This is a genomic window from Kineococcus aurantiacus (genome assembly GCF_013409345.1).
GTDB classification, from domain to species: Bacteria; Actinomycetota; Actinomycetes; order Actinomycetales; family Kineococcaceae; genus Kineococcus; species Kineococcus aurantiacus.
In genome coordinates this window covers 1,523,423-1,542,690 of sequence record NZ_JACCBB010000001.1, presented here as the reverse complement: position 1 = coordinate 1,542,690, position 19,268 = coordinate 1,523,423, and the positions used below count along the sequence as shown (strand labels likewise).

The following is a 19,268-nucleotide window of genomic DNA, read 5'->3' as shown; positions in this document are numbered from 1 at the left end:
GTCAGTCCTCCTGGTCGGTGGAGCCGGCGGGCAGGTCGCCGGGGGCGGTGGCGATGACGCTCTCGTCGTCGGTCCCGACGTGCTCGAAGGACGTGATCCGGGCGAACTCCGGCACGACGTGGATCGGGTACGTGGGCCCGGCGTCGCGGTAGCTGCGCATCAGGGGCAGGTGGTCGTTCTGGTAGAGGACCGTCTTGGTGCCGTCCTCCTCGACCCAGCGCGGGAAGAAGATGGTGCCGTGCAGGCGGCGCCGCCCGGGCATCACGTTGACGACGACCGACGTGCCCGTCGGCTCGTTCCAGGAGAGCTTGTAGCTGTCCTCGTCGAGCAGGACGAGGTCGACCTCCTGGTCCTTGACCCAGCGGCCGCCGACCATGCCGGAGTGGATGCGGTAGTCGATGGTGCGGTCGTTCTTCACGTACATCTCGTACCGCCAGCCGTTGGCGTAGGTGTAGGTGAGGCGGTGCCCGACCAGCCCCGAGAGGTCCTGGACGGGGACGTGGTCCTGAGCTGCTGGAGTCGTCACCCGATGATTTTGCAGACAAAACCACTTGGGGTCAAGGGACCCGCCCGGTGCAGGATGGGGACGTGCAGGACGACCCCGCCGCCGGCCCCGCGGCCGAGCTCTCCGTCCTCCTGGGCCCCCTGCGCCGCAAGGTGCTGCGGCGCAGCCGGGAGCTGGCCGGCCTGCCGGACCTGCCCGAGGCCCAGGTCGAGCTCCTGCGGCTCCTGGCCGAGCGCGGGCCGCTGACCCCCAGCCAGCTGGCCGCGACGCTGCGGCTGGCGCGCTCCACGATCAGCAACCTGCTGCGCACGACCGGCGCCGCCGGGCTCACCGAACGCGCCCCCGGCGGCGGCGACCTGCGCGTGGTCAGCGTCAGCGCGACCGCGGCCGCGCTGACGCTGCTGGCCCGCTACGACCGGGCCAGCGCCACGACGGTGGCGTCCGCGGCGGCGCGCCTGAGCGCCGAGGAGCGGGCGTCGCTGCCCGCCTTGGTCGCGGTGGTGGGCCGGCTGCTGGAGGTCCTCGACGCCGAGGACGGCTCTCGGGGGGAGGACGATCGCGCACCCGGGCCGATGAGCGACCTCGGCCGCCGCACCCGCTGACGTGGATCACCGCACCGGCGACCGCTTCCCCACCCTGCTGGACGCCGGCCGCTCGCACGGTCGCCGCCGGGGCCTGCTCCACCGGTGACCCGCGCCGTCCACCGGTCCACCTCCGGCTGCCCGGGTGTGCAGCCGGAGGTGGACCCGGGGGTCAGGGGACGAGCCGCTGCGCGCGGTAGGCGTCGACGCGGCGCAGGAGGGCGCGCTCGGTGCTCACCCAGCCCGTGTAGCCCAGCAGGCGGCTGCGGGTCATGTCCGCGATGACCTCCATCGGGCGGCCGAGGTCGGCGTCGGTGTGCCACCAGGACGCGACCCGGGCCAGGTCCGGTTCGGTCAGGCCGTGCTCGGCGACGAGGTCGGCCCACACGTCCTCGGCCCCGGCCATCTGAGCCTCCAGCGGCTGCGGCTGCTCGCCCGGGCCCTGCGGCTCGAGACCCAGGTGCGCGGCCAGCGCCGGCCACAGGCGCCGCCAGCGGACGACGTCGCCGTCGACGACGTTGAAGGCGGTGTTCGCGGCCGCCGGGGTGGTCGCGGCCCACACCTGGTGGTCGGCCAGCAGGTCGGCGTCGGTGATGTCGACCACGCCGTCCCACTGCTCGCGCGAGCCGGGGAAGACGAACGGCCGGCCGAGGTGGCGCTGCACCCCGGCGTAGGCGCCCAGGGTCGAGGCCATGTTCATCGCGTTGCCCACGGCGTGCCCGAGGACGGTGTGCGAGCGGTGCACGCTCCAGGAGAAGCCGTGGAGGGCGGCGGCGGCGAACAGCTCGTCCTCCTGCGCGTAGTAGAAGTTGTCCACCGGCAGGCGCGCGGCGTCCTCGAGGAACGGCGTGTCGGGCATCTCGCCCTGGCCGTAGGCCTCGAAGGGCCCGAGGTAGTGCTTGAGCCCGGTGACCAGCGCGACGTGCCGCACCGAGCCCTGCGGCCCGAGGACGGCGAGCAGGTCACGCACCATCGCGCCGTTGACGCGGATGTTCTCGGCCTCGGTGTCCTGCCTGGCCCACGCACCGATGAAGACGTGCGTCGGGCGCAGGTCGGCCAGCGCCTGCTCCAGCGACGACCGCGAGGTCAGGTCGGCCGCTGCGTGCGCGGCGCGCTCGTCGGCGGGCGGGCGGCGCGAGAGGCCCGTCGTGCGCCACCCGGCGTCCAGGAGCTGGCGCACCAGCGCCGAACCGGTGATGCCCGTGGCGCCGACCACCAGGGCGTGCGCGCCCTCCGGCGGCGTGCGCACCGGTGTCGGGGCACGGTCGCTCCCGGTGTCGCCCGGCCAGGAGGCGCCGAGGTCGACGGGCGCTGCGGGGGTGCGGGGCGAGGTGGTGTCGTGGGTGCTCACACCCCGGGTCAGCAACCGCGGGCGCGACGGTGTTCCACGGACGGCAGGACGCTCCGGTCCCGGTGACCGTCCCCGGTGGGTGGGGAGCGCCGCGGCGGACGGTCCGGGGGGCGGTCGGCCGTGCCCGGCGGACCGGGCACGGCCACGGTCACAGACCCAGGCGGTGCCCGGCGTACCAGCCGTTGAGCATGACGCTCGAGGCCGGGTTGGGCGTCTGCTCGCTCTCGAAGACGACCCACCCGTCGTACCCGGCGCCGCGCGCGGCGTCCAGGACGGCGGGCGCGTCGACCAGGCCGCCGCGCGTGCCCACCTCGAAGAACCAGCGCTCGACCTCGCGGTCGCCGCCGGCGGTGAGGAAGGCGTGCTCGGCGTGCGGTCGCAGCCGTTCGCCGGCGGTGTCCACGAACCGGGTGTCCTTCAGCTGCAGGTGGTCCAGCCGCGCCGCGTGCCGCCGGACCACCGCCACCGGGTCCAGCCCGGCCAGGGTGAGCTCACCGGTGTCCACGGTCAGGCCCACGACGGCGGGGTCGGTGGCGGCCAGCAGCCGGTCCAGCACGTCGTCGTCGGCGGCGGCCGACAGCACGTCGGCGTGCAGCGAGACGCGGACCCCGTGCCCGGCGGTCATCGCCCCCAGCGCGTCGAAGCACTCCGCCGCCGTCGCGACCGCCGCGTCGTCCACGGCCCCGACCTGCCAGGCCGCCGGCAGGGCGCGCACCACCAGGCGCGAACCGCCCAGCTCGGCCAGCGCGGCGGCGAAGGGACGGGCCCACTCCACGATCGCGGCGTGCTGCCCGCGGTCCAGCACCGACCGCCCGTGCGACAGCTCCTCGTCGACGGGTTCACCGGGGTCGACGGCCCAGCTGCTCACCGCGGCCAGCCCGACGTCGGTCAGGACCTTGCCGAACGCCGCGAGCGAACCGTAGGTGTTCTCGATCGAGGAGGGCCGCCCCAGCGGGTCCCACCGGCCCGTGCCCCCGCGCAGTTCCACCCCGGTGAAACCGGCCGCCACGACGGTCTTGAACGCGCGCAGGTGCGCGTCCGGGCGGCAGAAGTCGTCGAAGTTCGGCTTCCACTGGTTCACCGCGTACGCACGGCGGATGCTCACGACGCCACCTTCCCGAGGACCTGCTTCGCGTACCACATGGACAGGGCGGTGCTCTCGGCGTAGTCGCCGCCGATGTTGGCCTTGTCGTGCTCGACGGTGACCCAGCCGTCGTAGCCGTGGGCGTCCATCGCCCGCACCAGGCGCTGGAAGTCGACCAGGCCGCCCTCGGTGCCCATCTCGTGGAACCAGCGGTCGGTCTGCGGCGCCATGAGCTCGGCGTCGGGACGGTGCTGGTAGGCGCCCGTGGTGTCCTGCTGGCGGGTGTCCTTGAAGTGGAAGCCCGAGACCCGGTCGTGCAGCCGCTCGTACAGCTCCACGGGGTCGACCCCGGCGATGCAGTGCTGCGCGGTGTCGCAGAAGAAGCTCACGTACCGGGGGTCGGTCAGCTCGTAGAACCGCACGATGTCCTCGAAGGTGCGGATCGCGCAGAAGAACTCGTGGTGGCCGGTGGTGCGGACGCCGAACTCGGTGAGGGACATCTCGCCCACCCGCGTCCAGCACTCCGCCGCCGCGGCGATCTTGTCGTCGGTCACGGGGGCGGTCGAGGTGTAGAGGCTGGCCGGCATGACGATGAGGTTCTCGATCTGCAGGTCCGACCACATCCCCAGCATCCGGCGGGTGCTCTCGACGATCTCGTCGTGGGTCCCGCGCACGTGCGCGTCGGCGACCCGGGGGTCGTACATGATGCCGCGGAACAGGTTCACGATCTTGGCGATGCCGTGGTCCTGGAGGTACTCCTGGTACTTCCCGATGGACCCGAACATCCCGGTCAGCCCGAACACCTGGAAGTCGAACATGTCCAGGCCCTCGAAGCCGACCGCGGCGATCTGCTTGACGAAGTCGTCCATCAGGCGGCGGTTGGCGTACTGCGTCTGCGGTCCGCGCGGGGTGTCCACGCGCCAGTGGTCCATGTAGGCCCAGCGGTAGGTCACGAGCCGTCTCCTCCTTCGGTGCGGTGCGCGAGGTTCTTCGCGACGTGCCGGGCGCCACCGACGGCGAGCGCCACGGTGGTCAGGGTGGGGTTGCAGGCCGTCTCGGTGGGGATCAGGCCGTTGCCGGCGACGAACAGGCCCGGGACTCCCCAGACCTCACCGTTGACGTCGCACACGCTGGTGCCGTCGTCGGTGCGGCCCATCCGGGTCGTGCCCTGGTAGTGCAGGGAACTGCCCGCGGGCAGTTCGATCGGCGCGTCGTCGATGGGGCGGCCCAGCGCGCGGGCCGCCGCCGTGATGGCCGCCTTCGCCGCGGCGAGCCGTTCGGCGTCGACGGCGGTGAGGCCGTAGTGCACGCGCGGGGCGGGCATCCCGTAGTCGTCGGTCGCGGACTCGTCGAACTCGACGCGGTCCTGCTCGCGCACGTCCTTGGCGCAGAACCAGCCCAGGCCCACGTAGGCGCCGGGCCGGTCGGCGGGCAGGTCGGGCCGCGGCACCGGGGAGGCGTCCATCTGCATGACCTGCCCGTGGAAGGGGTGCCGGTCGTCGTCGAAGGGGACCCAGCTGACGCCGCTGCTGCCGTCGATCGCGGTGCCGGCGTGCTCGTCCACGGGGTCCCCGGCGAGGACCTCGTCGGGCAGCCGCACGGCCAGCAGGACCTGCGGCTGGTCGTTGAGGTAGCGGCCCAGGGCCCGCGGGCGGACCCCGGAGGCGAACAGCAGCTGCGGGGTGCGCAGGGCGTCGGCGGCCACGACGACGACCCGGGCGGCGACCTCGGCCGCCGTCCCGTCGCGGCGGTCGCGCACGGCGATCCCGCGGACCGCGCCGCCGTCGTCGCGCAGCACCCGCTCGACCAGCGTCTCGGGGTGCAGCCCGACCCCGTGATCCAGGACGTCGCCCAGGACGACGGAGGGACCGGACCAGTGCAGGCGGCCCGCCCCGGTCCCGTCCACCTCCCGCCGCACGGCCAGGGGCATGGGCTGGACCCGGCGGCCGGCCGGGCGGTCGGCGTCCAGCGCCGCCCCCAGCAGCCGCCGCACCTGCCCGGCCAGCGGCGCGTCGGCCAGCGCCTGCGCGCTCACCCCCAGGAGCCGCTCGGCCTCGTCGAGCAGCTCGTCGAGGTCCTCGACGAAGTCGACGCGCTCGGTGCCGCCGGGGCGCGGGCACGCGCACGTCCAGTGCGCGCCCATGCCGCCGACGTTGCTGGACATCGCCCCCACGGGCAGTCCCGTGCCGCCGGCGGCGAAACCGTCGCCGAGCAGGAACGTGCCGGGCCGCCCGCGCCGGCCGTCGGCGCTCGCGGGCGGCTGGTCGGCGTCGGCCTCGGCGGCCGGCCCCTCCGAGGCCCGCTGCGCCCGGCGCCGGGCCCGCGGGTCGGCGATGTTCTTCACGTGGTCGCCCGGCGGGTCGGACAGCACCGGCCCGACCTCGAAGACCGCCACGCGCAGCTGCGGGGCGTTCTCGTGCAGCGTCCGGGCCCACGCGGCCCCCGCGGGCCCGCTGCCGACGACCGCGACGTCCACCGCGTCCGGGTACCGTCCCGTCACCGTTCCACCTCCAGCTCGAGCGCCTGCGGGTCCGCGGCCGAGCGGGCCACGGTCAGCACGTGCGTGCCGCCCGGCACGGCCCAGCGCCCCGCCGTGCTGTCCCACCGGCGGAACGCCCTGTGCGACAGCCTGATCGTGGCCCCCACCTTCGCCCCCGCGGGGGCGTGCACGCGGGCGAAACCCACCAGCCGGGAACGCGTCGCGCCGGGTGCGCGGCCGTAGACCTGCACGACGTCGTCCCCGGCGCGCCCCCCGGTGTTCTCGACCTCGGCGTGCACCAGCACGTCGTCGCCGTCCCGTTCGGCCTGGACCGCGCCGAGCCGCCACGTCGTGTAGCCCAGGCCGTGCCCGAAGGCGTAGGCGGGCACGGGCCCGCCGGCCTGGAAGTGCGCCGCGCCCGCGGGCTCGATGCGGCGGTAGTCCAGGACGAGGTCGTCGTCGAGCCCCACCCCGTGGCCGGGGTAGTCGGCGTCGGAGCGGGCGAACGTCAGCGGCAGCCGCCCGCCGGGTTCGCGGTCCCCGCGCAGGACCTCGGCCAGCGCCGGGCCGAACTCCTCCCCGGCGTACCAGGGCACGAGCACGGCCCCGACCTCACCGGCCCACGACGTGTCGACCTGGTGCCCGGCGTCGAGCACCACGACGGTGCGGGGGTTGGCGGCGGCGACGGCGTGCAGCAGGCGCAGCTGCTCGGCCGGCAGGTGGGTCGTCGTCCGGTCGGCGCTCTCCCGGGAGGCGTTGCGGTCGTCGCCCAGGACGAGGACCACGTCGTCGGCGCGCGCGGCCAGGGCCACGGCGTCGTAGAGCAGCCCCGCCGGGGCCGGGGCGCGGTACCCGAGGGTGACCGACTGGACCCGTCCGGGCACGAGGTCGAACTCGCCGACGACGCGGACGCGCTGCCCCGCCGTCAGGGCGACCCCGGTGGCGACGGTGTCGGCGCGCGCGACGACGCCCATGACGTCGGCGGGGTCCGGGGCCGCCCAGGTGGCGCGCGGTTCACCGTCGAGCAGGAGGACGCCGTTCCCGGTGCCGCCCAGCAGCAGCTCGTGGGTCCCCTCGACCTCGGCGGTGAACTCGGTGCTGACCCGGACCCGGCCCCCGACCCCGGGACCGCCGATGCCGGGGATCTCGCCGAACCAGACGAACGTCGAGGTCGGCCGGACCTGGGTGGCGCCGGGTTCCTCGGCGCCCGGGGCGAAACCCTCCAGGACGACCTCGGCGAACGGCTGCAGGCCCGGGGGCGCGCAGCCGGGGGCCACGGCCACCTCGGCGCCGGGGAACGCGTCCACCAGGGCCTGCGCCGGGGTGGTGGGCCGGGTGGCCGGGGTGACCTTGGCGAAGGTGCCGCCCTGCAGGCAGGGCACGACGGCGTCGGGGCCCAGGACGGCCAGGGTGCGGCCCGCCCCGGTGCGCAGCGGCAGCAGGCCGCCGTCGTCGTGGAGCAGGACGGTGCCGGCGGCGGCCGCCGCGCGCAGCAGCTCGACGCGCTCCGCCGGTGCGAGGGGGGCCGGGGCCGGGGGAGCGGAGAACCCCGCGCGCCGCCCGACCCGCTCGGCCAGCCGCGCGACCCGCTCGGCGGCGTCGGTGAGCCGGGCGTCGTCGACGTCCCCGGCGCGCACGGCCCCGGCCAGGGCGGGGCCGAAGAACCGCGGGCCGCCGGGCATCTCCAGGTCCAGCCCGGCGCGCGCGGAGGCGACGGTGTCGCGGGTGGCGAACCAGTCCGAGACGACGACGCCGTCGAAACCCCACTCGTCCTTCAGGACGCGCAGCAGCGCGGAGTTCTCGCAGCAGTGCTCCCCGCGCACCCGGTTGTAGGCGGTGAGCACGCTCCACGCCCCGGCCTCGACGGCGGCCTCGAACGGCGCGAGGTACACCTCGCGCAGGTCGGCCTCGTCGACGGCGACGTCCATGGCCTGCCGGCGCGTCTCGGTGTCGTTGGCGACGAGGTGCTTGGCGCACGCCCCGACGCCGTGCTCCTGCAGGCCGCGGATCCACGCCGCGCCCAGGACGGACGTCAGGTGGGGGTCCTCGGAGAACATCTCGAAGGCGCGCCCCGAGAAGGGGGTGCGCGGCAGGTTGAGGTTGGGGCCCAGGACGACGTCGACGCCCTCGGCGCGGGCCTCGGCCCCCAGCAGCCCGCCGACGCGGTGCACCAGGTCGGGGTCCCAGCTGGCCGCCAGCGACGTGCCCGACGGCAGCAGGGTCGCGGTGTCGCGCTCGTCCATGGTGCGGCTGACCAGGCCCAGCGGGCCGTCGAGGAGCGTCAGCTCGCCGACCCCGGCCTCCGGCAGCCCGTGGGCGGTCCAGCCGTTGACCCCGGCGGTGGCCGCGGCGCGGGCCTCGGGGGGCAGGGCGGCGACGTCCGCGTCGTGGCCCGGGCCGACCGTCACTTGCTGTTCCGGAAGTTCGGCATGACCCGCTCGGCGAACAGCCGCATCGACTGGTCGGTGGCCCGGCGGCGCTCGGGGGTCAGCGGACCGCCCATGAAACCGCCCAGGAGGTTCCCCACGCCGAGGTCGGCGTACTCCTTGAGCTTGGCGGTGACGGTCTCGGGGGAACCGTGCAGGCACCACACGCGCTTCCACTCCGGGGTCGTCCCGTCGGTGGGTTCGCGCAGGTCGACGCCGCTGATGGCCTCGGCCTTCTTGTTCGCCACGAACTCGCGCTCGACGGTGCGCTGGTACTGCCCCAGGAGGACGTCGAGCTCGGCCTCGGCCTGCTCGTCGGTCTCGGCGAGGTGGACGTACTGGTAGCTGTGGGTGGTCCAGTCCAGGGCGTGGTCGACGACGGCCTGCGGGTGGCCCTGCGCCTCCAGGGCCGTGCGGTAGCGCTGGTAGGACTCCGCGAACACCTCGAACGGGTTCTCCGGGGTCATCTGCTGCGGGGGCAGGAAGTTCAGGATGAACGCGGGCTGGCCCAGGCGGGCGGCGCGCTCGGTGCTGGAGGGGCGGGCCGCGACGGGCATCATCGTCGGCGTGCGGTTCCCGTACGGCGCAGGGCTGATGCGGCTGACGACGGCGCCGGAGTAGTGCGAGTTGGAGAACTGGACGGGCTCGTCCTCGGGCTTCTTGGCGAACAGCCGGCCGACGATCTCGAGGTTCTCCTGCGACAGGCGGCTGGTGTCCTGGAAGTTCACGCCGAACCCGATGGACTCCTCCGGCGTGGTGCCCGATCCCACGCCCACGAGGAGCTTGCCGTCGGTGAGCTGGTCGAGCAGGGCCAGGCGCTCGGCGAACCGCACGGGGTGGTGCAGCGGCACGGTCTGCACGGAGAACCCGTACCAGAGCTCGGGGTGCCGGGCCGCGAGGTAGGCCGCGAACACGAACGGGTCGCTGGCCTGGGGCGCGTAGCCGGTGAAGTGGTGGTCGGGCTGGAACACCGCGTCGAACCCCAGGGAGGCCCCGCGGTCGACGTGCTCGACGAGGGCGTCCATCACGGCGCGGTCCTCGGAGGGGGCGGTGGAACGGGTGGTGAGGAACAGCGAGAAGCGCATCGGGGCCTCCGGGGTCGGCGCGGGTGGGGTCAGAGCGGGGCGGGTGCGCCGTAGGCGCCGCGGGAGAAGACGAGGGAGTGCGGGACGTCGGGGTCCGCGCCGAGGGCCAGGACGCGGGCCAGGACGACGTCGTGGTCCCCGGCGGGCAGGACGTCGTGGACCTCGCAGTCCACCCAGGCGGCGGCGCCGGGCACGACGTGGCCGCCGGTCGCGGTGCGGTGCCAGCCGAACCGCTCGAAGCGGTCGTCCTCCTTGCGGGCGAAGGCGCGGCAGACGTCGAGCTGGCCGGCGCCCAGGACGCTGGCGGTGAACCGCCCGTGGGCGCGGACCACCGGCCAGGTCGTCGAGGCGCGGTCGGGCAGGAAGCAGACCAGCGGCGGGTCCAGGGAGACCGACCCGAAGGTCCCGACCACCATCGCCGCGGTGGGCTGCCCGTCGGTGGACCCGCCGGTGGGGCCGGTGGTGATGAGCGTGACGCCGGTGGGGACGTGGCCCAGGACGGTGCGGAAGCTGCGCGGGTCGGACACGTCCGCGGGGCGCAGCGGGGTGGGTGGGGGAGCGGTCGTGGGCTCGAGCATCACGGGCCTTCCGGTGGTGGCGACGGTGCCGGGACCGAACGGAGTGGAATCAGAATGTGCATTCGGAACTGTAGGCCGGGCCTCCCGCCGCGTCAACCGCCCACCGCCGCGCGCGGCTCGGCTAGGTTCAGTCCCCGTGCTGGAACCGAAACTCCCCACCTCCGGCGTCGAGACGCCCCCCGCGATCCGTGAACCCCTGCAGGCCCGCAGCAAGGAGTCCTTCGCCCGCGTCCAGGACGCGGCCCTGTCGCTCCTGCGCGAGCGGGGTGACGACTCCTTCACCCTGGCCGAGGTCAGCGAACGCTCCGGGGTCTCCACCGGGAGCATCTACGGCCGCGTGCGCGGCAAGGACGCCCTGCTGCGCCTCGTCCACCAGCGCGAGCTGGAGCGCATCGACGCCGCCACCCTCACCGCCCTGGGGGAGGCCGCAGCCGGGCACCCCACGCTCACCGGGACCGTCAGCGCCCTCGTCGCGGCCCTGGCCCGGCTGCTGCAGGCCGAGGCCGGCGTCCTGCGGCCCTTCATGCTGCGCGCGGTCCACGACCCCGAGGTGGCCCGGGCCGGCCGGCGTTCCTCCGAGCGGGAGGTCGCCGCCTTCTGCGACGGCCTGCTGCGCCACCGCGAGGAGATCCGCCGCGCCGACCCCGAGGCCGCGGTGCACTGGTGCCACACCGTCGTCTACAGCGTCATCGCCCGCCGGCTGGGCCTGGGCAGCACCGTCGAGGGCGCTTCCGGGCCCGAGGTCGACGTCATGGTGGAACGGCTGGCCTCGATGGTCTCCTCCTTCCTGCTCACCCCCGACGGGACCTGAGGCCCCGCCCGGGCGCGCCCCCGGCCCCCGGCCCCCGGACGACCCCCCCCGGACGGCCCCGGGTGGCATCGACACCGCTGATGCGCACGATGCCGGATGCCTATTTCCGTTCCCGGCCCGCGGTGCCGCACAGTGGCGGCAGACACCTGCGCGAAGGAGCGGAGAGCATGACCCACCTGCCGGTGCGGAGCACCGTCGCCCCGCCCGCCCCCGCCCCTGCCGGCCCCGCGCGGTTGCGGCGCCGCGAGAAACTCGCCTACGGGGCCGGTGACCTCGCCTCGAACCTCTCCTGGAACTTCGTCGGCTCCTTCCTGCTCTTCTACTACACCGACGTCGCCGGGGTCCCGATCGCCCTGCTGGGCACCCTGTTCCTCGTCGCGCGCCTGCTCGACGCCGTGATCGACCCCTTCATCGGGGTGCTCGTCGACCGGACCCGCACGCGGTTCGGCCGGGCGCGGCCCTACCTGCTGTTCGCCGCCGTCCCCTTCGGCGTCCTGGGGGTCCTCACGTTCGCCGTCCCCGACGTGGGCGACACCGGCAAGCTCGTCTACGCCTTCGTCACCTACCTGACGCTGGGCATCCTCTTCTCGCTGGTGAACGTCCCCTACAGCGCGCTCATGCCGATGATGACCCGCGACCGCGAGGAGCGGATGCAGCTGGGCGCGCTGCGCAGCGTCGGCTCCTCCGTCGGGACGATCGTCGTCACCGCCGCCACCACCCCCCTGGTCGCCGCCCTCGGCGGCGGGCAGCACGGCTGGACCGTCGCGACCGTCCTCTACAGCGCCCTCAGCATCGTCTTCTTCGCCTGCACCTTCGCCGGGTGCCGCGAGCGCCACGCGGTCGCGGCCGAGCCGGTCGCCCTGGACGCGAGGGGGGACGTGAGGGCGGACCTGCGCGCGAGCCTGCGGGGCCTGCTGCGCAACCGCGCGTGGGTCGTGACGTCCGTCTACGGCGTGCTGAACTTCGTCCGCCTCGGCCTGGTGCTGGCCGTCACCGTCTACTACGCCCTCGTCGTGCTGCAGCGGCCGTCGGCCATCTCGATCCTGCTGCCCCTCGTCTCCGGCGCCATGCTCGTCGGCGGCCTGCTCGCCCCGCGGTACTACCGCCGTCTCGGCATCCGCCGCGGGAACCTGCTCGCCCTCGCCGTCGGCGGGACCGGGTGGGCCGCGCTGAGCCTGGTCGAGTCCCGCTTCGGGGTGTTCGTCGCGGTCTACGCCGTGGCGACGCTGGCCATCGGGTTGTCCATGACCTCGATGTTCACGATGGTCGCCGAGGCCGTCGAGCACCAGGAACGGGTCTCGGGCCGCCGCGACGAGGGGCTGGTGTCGGCCAGCGTCAGCTTCGCGCTGAAGGTGGGGTCGGCGCTCGGCGCGGCCGCCGTCGCCTACGCCCTCGCCGGGGCCGGCTACGACCCGGCGGTGCCGGGCTCGGCCGCCGGGACGATCAGCGCCCTGTACCTCCTGGCGCCCGTCGTCCTCGTCGCCGCCCAGGCCGTCGTCGTCCTCCTCTGGTCCGACGTCCCGTCCGGCGCCCCGTCCGACGTCCCGTCCGGCGTCACCGTCCCCACCCACCCCTCCCGCCCCCACCAGTCCCCGGAGGACGTCCGATGAGCCACCGCATCACCCGCGGGGTGAGCCTGTACAGCTTCCAGGAGGAGTTCTTCCTGCGGACCATGACGGTGCGCGACGCCGTCGCGGTCGCCGCGAAGATCGGTGCCCTCGACATCGAGATCATCCCCGAGCAGTCGATCCCCGGGTTCCCGCACGTCAGCGACGAGTGGGTCCGCGACTGGCACGACACGATGGCCGAGTTCGGCACCCGGCCGCTGGCCTACGACTTCTTCCTCGACACCCTGCGCCACCCCGGTCGCCGGCTCACCCACGACGAGCAGGTCGCCTCGGTGCGCCGCGACGTCGACCTCGCCGTGCGGCTCGGCACGACCAAGCTGCGCGCCATCATCAGCACCCCCGCGGAGGTCCTGCGCGACGCGGCCCCGTACGCCGAGGAGGCGGGGGTGCAGCTGCTGCTGGAGGTGCACGCCCCCTTCCACTACGCCCACCCGTGGGTGCTGCGGCACCTGGAGGTCATGGACGCCCTCGACAGCCCCGCGCTGGGGTTCATGCCCGACCTCGGGTGCTTCGTCGAGCGGTTCCCCCGCGTGGCCTCCGAGCGCGCGCTGCGCGAGGGCGCCCGGCCCGAGGTCGTCGACCTGGTCGTGAAGACCTACGACGACCACGGCGACGTCCACGGCCTCATGGACACCGTGAACTACCTGGGCGGTGGTCCCGTCGAGGTGGGGCTGGCGCGGCAGGCGACCCACTACACGTGGCGGGACCCGCGGATGCTGCTGGAGCAGATCCACCGCACCCACCACGTCCAGGCCAAGTTCTACGAGATGACCGACGAGGGGACGGAGTACTCCATCCCCTACGACCGCATCGTCGACGTCCTCGTCGAGGGCGGCTTCTCCGGGTGCCTGTCCAGCGAGTACGAGGGCAACCGGCACATCCAGGACGCCCACCCGGTCGACTCCGTCGAGCAGGTCACCCGGCACCACGCCATGCTCGAGCGCCTCCTGGCCCGGCACGAGAACTGAGGAGACGACCGTGTTCGAGAAGTACGTCATCGTCCCCGGCACCCTGCGCAACGTCGTGGAGGACGGCCGCACCACCGGGTTCGAGCTGGGTGTGCGGATGCCCTACTACCGCGGCCTGGGCCTGTCCATGGTCGAGGACGTGGCGGTCACCGTCGACGGCGTCCGCGCCGCCCCCGAGCGCACGACCTTCACGGTGCACGGCAACAGCTACCCGCTGACCGGCCTCGGTGAGGTCGTCGAGGACCGCTGGGAGCTCGGCGAGGTCGCGACGGTGGCCGTCGCCCACCCCGGCGGGCTCGCCCCGGGCATGCACGACGTCGAGGTCAGCCAGCGCCTGCGCATCTCGTACATGCCCGTCCCCGGCGGCGGCCGGGCCCGGGCCGCGGTGGAACTGTCCGCCTGAACCCCCCCCCGACCAGAGGAGAGAACCCGTGACCCACCGGCTCGCGCCGAACATCGAACTGCTCTTCACCGAGCACGGCGACTACCACGACCGCGTCCGCGCCGCGGCCGCCGCCGGTTTCACCTCGGTGGAGATGTGGGGCCCCACCGGCAAGGACGCGCCCGCCAAGCCCAAGGACCTCGCGGCGCTCAAGGACGCCCTGCAGGAGACCGGGGTGCGGCTGGAGGCCCAGCTGGCCGAACCGCGCACCCAGTTCATGATCCCGCCCAAGGACCACAGCCACTTCTACCGGGGCATCGAGGAGGGGGCCCGCATCGCGGCGGACCTGGGGTGCCCGCGCATCGTCGTGCAGGGCGGCACCGGGTTCGGCGGCCGCAAGCGGCAGGAGCAGCACGACGAGCTCGCCGGGATCTACACCCGCGCCCTGGAACTCGTCGAGGGGTCCGGTGTCGTGCTGGTCCTGGAGGCGGTGAACACCCGCGTCGACCACCCCGGCACGCTGCTGGACCGCACGGCCGACGCGCTCGACGTCGCCCGCACCGTCGGTTCCCCGCAGTTCGGCGTCCTGCTGGACGTCTACCACTCCCGGGTCGAGTCCGAGGACCTCGTGCAGGTCCTCGCCCAGGCCGGCCCGCTCGTGCGGTACGTGCAGGTCGCCGACGCCCCCGGCCGCGGCGAACCGGGCACAGGGTCGATCGACTGGGCCGCCACGTTCCGGGCGCTGACCGCGGCCGGCTACGACGGCCCGGTGGGCCTGGAGTACTTCCCGACCGTGCCGTCCGAGGAGTCCACCCGCCACCTTCGCGCGGTCCTGGCGGACCTGGGGGCCCTCGCCCGCTGAGGCCCCGCCCCCCTCACCTCGACCCACCTCCACCCGCCCGACCCACCTGGCCGCCCGCGTTCCCCGCTCGAAGCACGGTTCGGGCCCTCGAGAGACTCCCTCGAGGGCCCGAACCGTGCTTCGAGCGGGAAGAGGCGGGGGTCAGGCGCCGTTCAGCGGGAGCAGGACGCCGGCCACCTCGGGGTTCGTGGCGAGGTACTCCTGGACCTTCGGGTCCTGGAACGTCTCGACGAGCTTCTCGATGTTCTCGGTGTCCTTCCACCGCGAGCCGATGGTCAGCTGACCGGCGAACTCGTCGGGGGCGGTGGGGGCGAAGATCTGCTGCTCGATCGGGATCTTCGCCGCGAGGTAGTACTCGGTGTACCCGACGGCCCCGTCCAGGTCGGGCAGGGCGCGGGACTGGGCGCCGAAGTCGAGCAGCGTGAACTTTAGGCCCTTCGGGTTCGTGGCGATGTCGTCCACCGTGGCGGAACCGACGTCGGTGCCGGGCTTCAGCGTGATGAGGCCGGCCTCCTGCAGCACGAACAACCCCTGCGACTCGTTGGCCGGGTCGGAGTACAGCGAGATCGTCCCGCCGTCCGGGATCTCCTCGGGGCTCTTCCACTTGGCCGACCACAGCCCGAAGCCCCACCGGAACACGGGGGTGGCGGCCTCCTCGCGGAAGTCGGGGTTCGCCTGCAGCACCTGACCGAGCCAGAGCTCGTGCTGGTAGATCGTGCCGGCGACCTCACCGTCGCTGACGGCGCGGTTGATGGTGTTGGAGTCGGCCAGGGCCTTGAACGCGACCTTGATGCCGTGCGCAGGGGCGACCTCCTGCGCGACGTACTCGATGAGCGCCTGCTCGCGGGCGTTGCCCTCGGCGGTGGCGACGTACAGCGTCGCCCCGGCCTGCGTGTTGGCCGTCTCCTCCCCGCCGAGGCGGGGGACGACCAGGGCGGCGGTGACCCCGAGGGCGACGACGGCACCCCCGGCGACGAACGGCCAGAGCCGCCGCCGGCGGACCTCGAAACCGTGGTCGTCGGTGGGGGTGGGGCGGGTCTCAGTGGACAAGGGTCTCCTCCGTGGCGGGGGTGGTGGCGGGGGTGGTGGCGGGGGTGGTGGCGGGGGTGCTGGTGCGCGCGGTGGCGCGGCGGCGCCGGGAACGGCGGCGGGTGCGGGGGTCGGCGGCGCGGGCGACGGCGTCACCGACGAGCTGGACGGTCGCGACGAGCGCGACGAGGACGACGATGGTGGCGATCATCACGGCGTGGTCGAAGCGCTGGTACCCGTAGGTGACGGCGACGTAGCCGATGCCGCCCGCGCCGATGGTCCCGGCGATGGCGGAGTACTCGATCATCGCGATGGTGTTGATGGTCAGCCCGCCCACGATCGAGGGCGCCGCCTCGGACAGCTGCACGGACGTGATGACCTGCAGCGGTGAGGCGCCCGAGGCCTGCGCGACCGTCACGAGGTTCGGCGGCACCGAGCGCAGCGAGTTCTCCACGATGCGGCTGAAGAACGCGGTGCCGGCCAGGACCATCGGCACGACGGCCGCCCGGATCCCGATGTTGGTGCCCGTGACGAACCGGGTGAAGGGCACGAGCGCCGCCATGAGGACGAGGAACGGCAGCGATCGGCCGGTGCTGACGACCCAGCTCAGCGCGGTGTGCGCGACGCGGTTCTCCAGCAGCCCGCCAGGGGCCAGGTTGTGGACCAGGACCCCGATCGGGACCCCGAGCAGGACGACGATCGTCATGACGATCCCGACCATGAGCAGGGTGTCGAGCAGGGCGGGGGCGATGAGGGCGGGGATCTCGTCCAGCGGGGTGTCGAGACCGGACGCCGCGGGCAGCGCCAGGGGGGACGCGGAGGGGATCACACGAGGTCCAGTTCACGGTCGGCGGGGGCGACCTGCGCGTGCAGGCCGCGGCGGGTGAGGGCGGTGCGCAGGTCGGCCGGGTCGACCGAGCGCGGCACCCCGAGGGTGGCGTGGCCGACGGTGGTCCCGGCGACGGTGCCCACGGAGGCGCCGAGCAGGGCCAGGTCGTGGCCGAGCTCGCGCGCCGAGCTGGTCAGCCAGTCCGCGGGGACCCCGTCGCCGCGGTAGTGCACGTCCCACACGACGAGCCCGGTGGCGGCGTTGACGGGCCGCCGGGGCAGCAGCGCCGCCCCGACGGGGGAACCGGGGTCGCGCAGGACGTCCAGCAGCGGGGCCGACTCCACGATCCGGCCGTGGTCGAGGCGGGCGACGGCGTCGGCGACGTCGACGACGGTGTCCATCTCGTGGGTGATGAACAGGATGGCCAGGCCGAGGTCGTCGCGCAGTTCCCGCAGCAGCGCCGTGATCGACGCGGTCGCCTCCGGGTCCAGCCCGGACGTCGCCTCGTCCGAGAGCAGGACGGTGGGCCGCAGCGCCAGGGCGCGCGCGATGCCGACGCGCTGGCGCTGCCCGCCGGACAGCTCGTGCGGGTAGCGGTCGGCGTGACCGGCGAGGCCGACGCGCTCGAGCAGCTCCGCGACGCGGCGGCGGCGGTCGCGGGGCACGACGCCGAGGTAGCGCAGCGGCAGCTCCACGTTCTGCGCGGCGGTGCGGCGGGTCTGCAGCCCGTCGGACTGGAAGATCGTGCCGATGCGGCGGCGGGCCGCGCGCAGGCGGTCCCCGCGCAGGTCGGTGAGGTCCTGACCGGCGACGACGACCGACCCGGACGTGGGTCGCGTCAGCAGCGTCACGCACTGGGCGAGGGTGCTCTTGCCGGCGCCGCTGGGGCCCACGACGGCCGTGATGCTGCCGGCGGGGACGGTCAGGTCGAGGTGGTCCAGGACGGTGGTGGCGTGCGGCGGGTCGCCGTACGTCTTGGTGAGGTGGCGCAGTTCGATCACGTCGTCCTCCGGGGCGGCGTCGATGAGCTCGTCGGGGCGTGCGGGAGCGACCGGGCGCGCAGCTGCGGCTCGGTGCGGGGGTCCTCACGGGGGAGGGTCGGGGCGTGCTCAGCGCGAGCGGCGACAGGCCTTCGTCACGTCGGTCTCCCGGGTCGTCCTTGCCCACGCCTCCCGTGGACCTGGTCCTCACCCGGAGCACCCCACGACGGATCAGGGTTGCCGGCCAGCGAGCCGGGGCTTGACGCTGGCGCTCATGACCTGTCTCGACCATGACAGGTCCGCGCCGACGGCGTCAAGCGCTTCGGCGTCTCCGACAACCGTTGTCCCCCAACCGGTCGGGGCCGGGTACCGGAACGTTCGGCTGCACGGGCCGTCCGCGGCGGGGTACGCTGCGGTGATCCCATCCAGAGCGGCTGAGAGACCTGGCTCGACGACGCCGCAGCAACCCCACGGGGGTGCTACCGCCAGGACCGATGGAGGACGGCACACCGATGTCCCTGCACGAGCCCCTGAAGTTCGCCTACTGGGTCCCCAACGTCTCGGGGGGCCTGGTCGTCTCCACCATCGAGCAGCGGACCAGCCACGACCCCGCCTACAACGTCGAGGTGGCCCGCGCCGCCGAGCGCGTCGGTTTCGAGTACGCCCTGACGCAGGTGCGCTACCTCGCCTCCTACGGCGCCGACGCTCAGCACGAGTCCACGTCGTTCTCCCTGGCGCTGCTGCTGGCCACCGAGCGGCTCAAGGTCATCGCCGCGGTGCACCCGTTCTTCTGGCACCCCGGGGTGCTCGCCAAGTTCGCGGCGACCGCGCAGGAACTGACCAACGACCGCCTGGCGCTGAACGTCGTCTCGGGGTGGTTCAAGAACGAGGCGACGCAGCTCGGCGTCACCTGGCACGAGCACGACGACCGGTACCGGCAGTCCGAGGAGTTCATCGAGCTGCTGCGCGGGGTGTGGAGCGAGGACGGCTACAGCCAGTCCGGGGAGTTCTTCAACGCCTCCGACATCACGTTCCGTCCCCAGCCGAAGGTCGCCCCGGAGCTGTTCCAGGGCGGGAACTCCACTGCGGCGCAGGCCATGGCGGGGCGGGTCTCGGACTGGTACTTCATGAACGGCAAGTCGATCGCCGACGCCGCCGCCGGTGTGCGCGAGGTCTCGGCCCAGGCCGCGCTGAACGGCCGGTCGATCCGGTTCGGGATCAACGGTTTCGCGGTCGTGCGCGACACCCGCGCCGAGGCCGAGGCCGTCCTGGAGGAGATCATCGCCAAGGCCGACCGCGTCAAGGTCGAGGGTTTCGGGGCGGCCGTGCAGGAGGCCGGGAACGCGACGAAGGACGGCAAGGGCATGTGGGCGGACAGCGAGTTCCGCGACCTCGTGCAGTACAACGACGGTTTCCGCACCGGCCTGGTGGGGACCCCCGACGAGGTCGCCCGGCGCGTGCTGGCCTACCGCCTCGTCGGCGTCGACCTGCTGCTGCTGGGTTTCCTGCACGTCAAGGAGGAGGTCGAGGCGTTCGGGGAGCTCGTCATCCCGCGCGTGCGCGAGCTCGAGGCGCGGCTGGCGGCGGGGGAGGACCTGCAGCTGGGCGCCGAGCTCGACGCGGCCGTCGCCGCGGCGACCACGCCCGTCCCGGCCTGACCCCGCGCCGGGAGCCACCACGCACCCCCCGC

At 74.1% G+C, this 19,268-nt stretch carries 18 protein-coding genes and 2 riboswitches; of the genes, 7 read left to right on the top strand and 11 right to left on the bottom strand.

Features of this window, described 5'->3' with window-relative positions; all coding sequences use genetic code 11:
• Window position 1: 1 nt before the first annotated feature.
• On the bottom strand, window positions 2-526 hold the full coding sequence (locus BJ968_RS07390) for a phenolic acid decarboxylase (RefSeq protein ID WP_179750560.1): 525 nt from the start codon (window positions 524-526) through the stop codon (window positions 2-4).
• 62 nt (window positions 527-588) lie between these two features.
• Between BJ968_RS07390 and BJ968_RS07385 the strand changes: the two genes are divergently transcribed.
• The gene (locus BJ968_RS07385; protein ID WP_179750558.1) at window positions 589-1,107 is read left to right on the top strand and encodes a MarR family transcriptional regulator; all 519 of its coding nucleotides are present in this window, start codon (window positions 589-591) and stop codon (window positions 1,105-1,107) included.
• A 151-nt stretch (window positions 1,108-1,258) separates the two neighbouring features.
• Here the strand turns inward: BJ968_RS07385 and BJ968_RS07380 are convergent, their stop codons facing one another.
• The 7 genes from BJ968_RS07380 to BJ968_RS07350 form a co-directional block, all read right to left on the bottom strand.
• Window positions 1,259-2,335 (bottom strand): NAD-dependent epimerase/dehydratase family protein, encoded by a 1,077-nt coding sequence (locus BJ968_RS07380; RefSeq protein WP_179756356.1) that lies wholly within the window; start codon window positions 2,333-2,335, stop codon window positions 1,259-1,261.
• A 250-nt stretch (window positions 2,336-2,585) separates the two neighbouring features.
• Window positions 2,586-3,542: a TIM barrel protein gene (locus BJ968_RS07375; protein WP_179750556.1), complete on the bottom strand. Its 957-nt coding sequence runs from the start codon at window positions 3,540-3,542 to the stop codon at window positions 2,586-2,588.
• Window positions 3,539-4,474 carry a TIM barrel protein gene (locus BJ968_RS07370; RefSeq protein ID WP_218884910.1) on the bottom strand — a complete coding sequence of 312 codons (936 nt, stop codon included), beginning with the start codon at window positions 4,472-4,474 and terminating at the stop codon, window positions 3,539-3,541. The genes BJ968_RS07375 and BJ968_RS07370 overlap by 4 nt, the downstream gene beginning before the upstream one ends.
• Window positions 4,471-6,021 carry a GMC oxidoreductase gene (locus tag BJ968_RS26425; RefSeq protein WP_179750554.1) on the bottom strand — a complete coding sequence of 517 codons (1,551 nt, stop codon included), beginning with the start codon at window positions 6,019-6,021 and terminating at the stop codon, window positions 4,471-4,473. The genes BJ968_RS07370 and BJ968_RS26425 overlap by 4 nt, the downstream gene beginning before the upstream one ends.
• Window positions 6,018-8,408, bottom strand: coding sequence for a glycoside hydrolase family 3 N-terminal domain-containing protein (locus BJ968_RS07360; RefSeq protein ID WP_218884908.1), 2,391 nt, complete (start codon window positions 8,406-8,408; stop codon window positions 6,018-6,020). Before BJ968_RS07360 ends, BJ968_RS26425 begins: the two co-directional genes overlap by 4 nt.
• Complete coding sequence (locus BJ968_RS07355) at window positions 8,405-9,511, bottom strand: LLM class flavin-dependent oxidoreductase (RefSeq protein ID WP_179750552.1); 1,107 nt, start codon at window positions 9,509-9,511, stop codon at window positions 8,405-8,407. Before BJ968_RS07355 ends, BJ968_RS07360 begins: the two co-directional genes overlap by 4 nt.
• A 29-nt stretch (window positions 9,512-9,540) precedes the next feature.
• The gene (locus tag BJ968_RS07350; RefSeq protein WP_179750550.1) at window positions 9,541-10,089 is read right to left on the bottom strand and encodes a flavin reductase family protein; all 549 of its coding nucleotides are present in this window, start codon (window positions 10,087-10,089) and stop codon (window positions 9,541-9,543) included.
• Window positions 10,090-10,225: 136 nt separating this feature from the next.
• On the opposite strand from BJ968_RS07350, the gene BJ968_RS07345 reads away from it, so the two are divergent.
• The 5 genes from BJ968_RS07345 (at window position 10,226) to BJ968_RS07325 (ending at window position 14,740) form a co-directional block, all read left to right on the top strand.
• Window positions 10,226-10,900, top strand: coding sequence for a TetR family transcriptional regulator (locus tag BJ968_RS07345; RefSeq protein WP_179750548.1), 675 nt, complete (start codon window positions 10,226-10,228; stop codon window positions 10,898-10,900).
• A gap of 167 nt (window positions 10,901-11,067) precedes the next feature.
• Entirely contained in the window at window positions 11,068-12,510 is a 1,443-nt protein-coding gene (locus tag BJ968_RS07340) for an MFS transporter (protein ID WP_179750546.1), read from the top strand.
• Entirely contained in the window at window positions 12,507-13,496 is a 990-nt protein-coding gene (locus BJ968_RS07335) for a sugar phosphate isomerase/epimerase family protein (protein WP_179750543.1), read from the top strand. Before BJ968_RS07340 ends, BJ968_RS07335 begins: the two co-directional genes overlap by 4 nt.
• Before the next feature lie 10 nt (window positions 13,497-13,506).
• Window positions 13,507-13,899, top strand: coding sequence for a C-glycoside deglycosidase beta subunit domain-containing protein (locus BJ968_RS07330; RefSeq protein ID WP_179750541.1), 393 nt, complete (start codon window positions 13,507-13,509; stop codon window positions 13,897-13,899).
• Window positions 13,900-13,927: 28 nt separating this feature from the next.
• Window positions 13,928-14,740, top strand: a complete 813-nt coding sequence (locus BJ968_RS07325; protein WP_179750539.1) for a TIM barrel protein — start codon at window positions 13,928-13,930, stop codon at window positions 14,738-14,740.
• A 141-nt stretch (window positions 14,741-14,881) separates the two neighbouring features.
• On the opposite strand, the gene BJ968_RS07320 is transcribed toward BJ968_RS07325, so the two are convergent.
• From BJ968_RS07320 to BJ968_RS07310, 3 genes are read right to left on the bottom strand one after another with little or no spacing between them, the layout of a single operon-like run.
• Window positions 14,882-15,790 (bottom strand): MetQ/NlpA family ABC transporter substrate-binding protein, encoded by a 909-nt coding sequence (locus tag BJ968_RS07320; protein ID WP_179750537.1) that lies wholly within the window; start codon window positions 15,788-15,790, stop codon window positions 14,882-14,884.
• On the bottom strand, window positions 15,780-16,598 hold the full coding sequence (locus BJ968_RS07315; protein ID WP_343077879.1) for a methionine ABC transporter permease: 819 nt from the start codon (window positions 16,596-16,598) through the stop codon (window positions 15,780-15,782). The genes BJ968_RS07320 and BJ968_RS07315 overlap by 11 nt, the downstream gene beginning before the upstream one ends.
• Window positions 16,595-17,599, bottom strand: coding sequence for an ATP-binding cassette domain-containing protein (locus BJ968_RS07310; RefSeq protein WP_179750534.1), 1,005 nt, complete (start codon window positions 17,597-17,599; stop codon window positions 16,595-16,597). Before BJ968_RS07310 ends, BJ968_RS07315 begins: the two co-directional genes overlap by 4 nt.
• A 149-nt stretch (window positions 17,600-17,748) precedes the next feature.
• Window positions 17,749-17,858, bottom strand: a riboswitch (SAM riboswitch).
• Between the two features lie 138 nt (window positions 17,859-17,996).
• A riboswitch (SAM riboswitch) is annotated at window positions 17,997-18,079 on the top strand.
• A gap of 11 nt (window positions 18,080-18,090) precedes the next feature.
• On the opposite strand from BJ968_RS07310, the gene sfnG reads away from it, so the two are divergent.
• Entirely contained in the window at window positions 18,091-19,236 is a 1,146-nt protein-coding gene (gene sfnG, locus BJ968_RS07305; RefSeq protein WP_179750532.1) for a dimethylsulfone monooxygenase SfnG, read from the top strand.
• Window positions 19,237-19,268 lie beyond the last annotated feature (32 nt).

Coding starts and splice junctions, on each gene's coding strand:
- BJ968_RS07350 (WP_179750550.1), bottom strand. CDS start 10,089: ATGCTCGAGCCCACGACCGCTCCCCCACCCACCCCGCTGCGCCCCGCG.
- sfnG (WP_179750532.1), top strand. CDS start 18,091: ATGTCCCTGCACGAGCCCCTGAAGTTCGCCTACTGGGTCCCCAACGTC.
- BJ968_RS07340 (WP_179750546.1), top strand. CDS start 11,068: ATGACCCACCTGCCGGTGCGGAGCACCGTCGCCCCGCCCGCCCCCGCC.
- BJ968_RS07355 (WP_179750552.1), bottom strand. CDS start 9,511: ATGCGCTTCTCGCTGTTCCTCACCACCCGTTCCACCGCCCCCTCCGAG.
- BJ968_RS07335 (WP_179750543.1), top strand. CDS start 12,507: ATGAGCCACCGCATCACCCGCGGGGTGAGCCTGTACAGCTTCCAGGAG.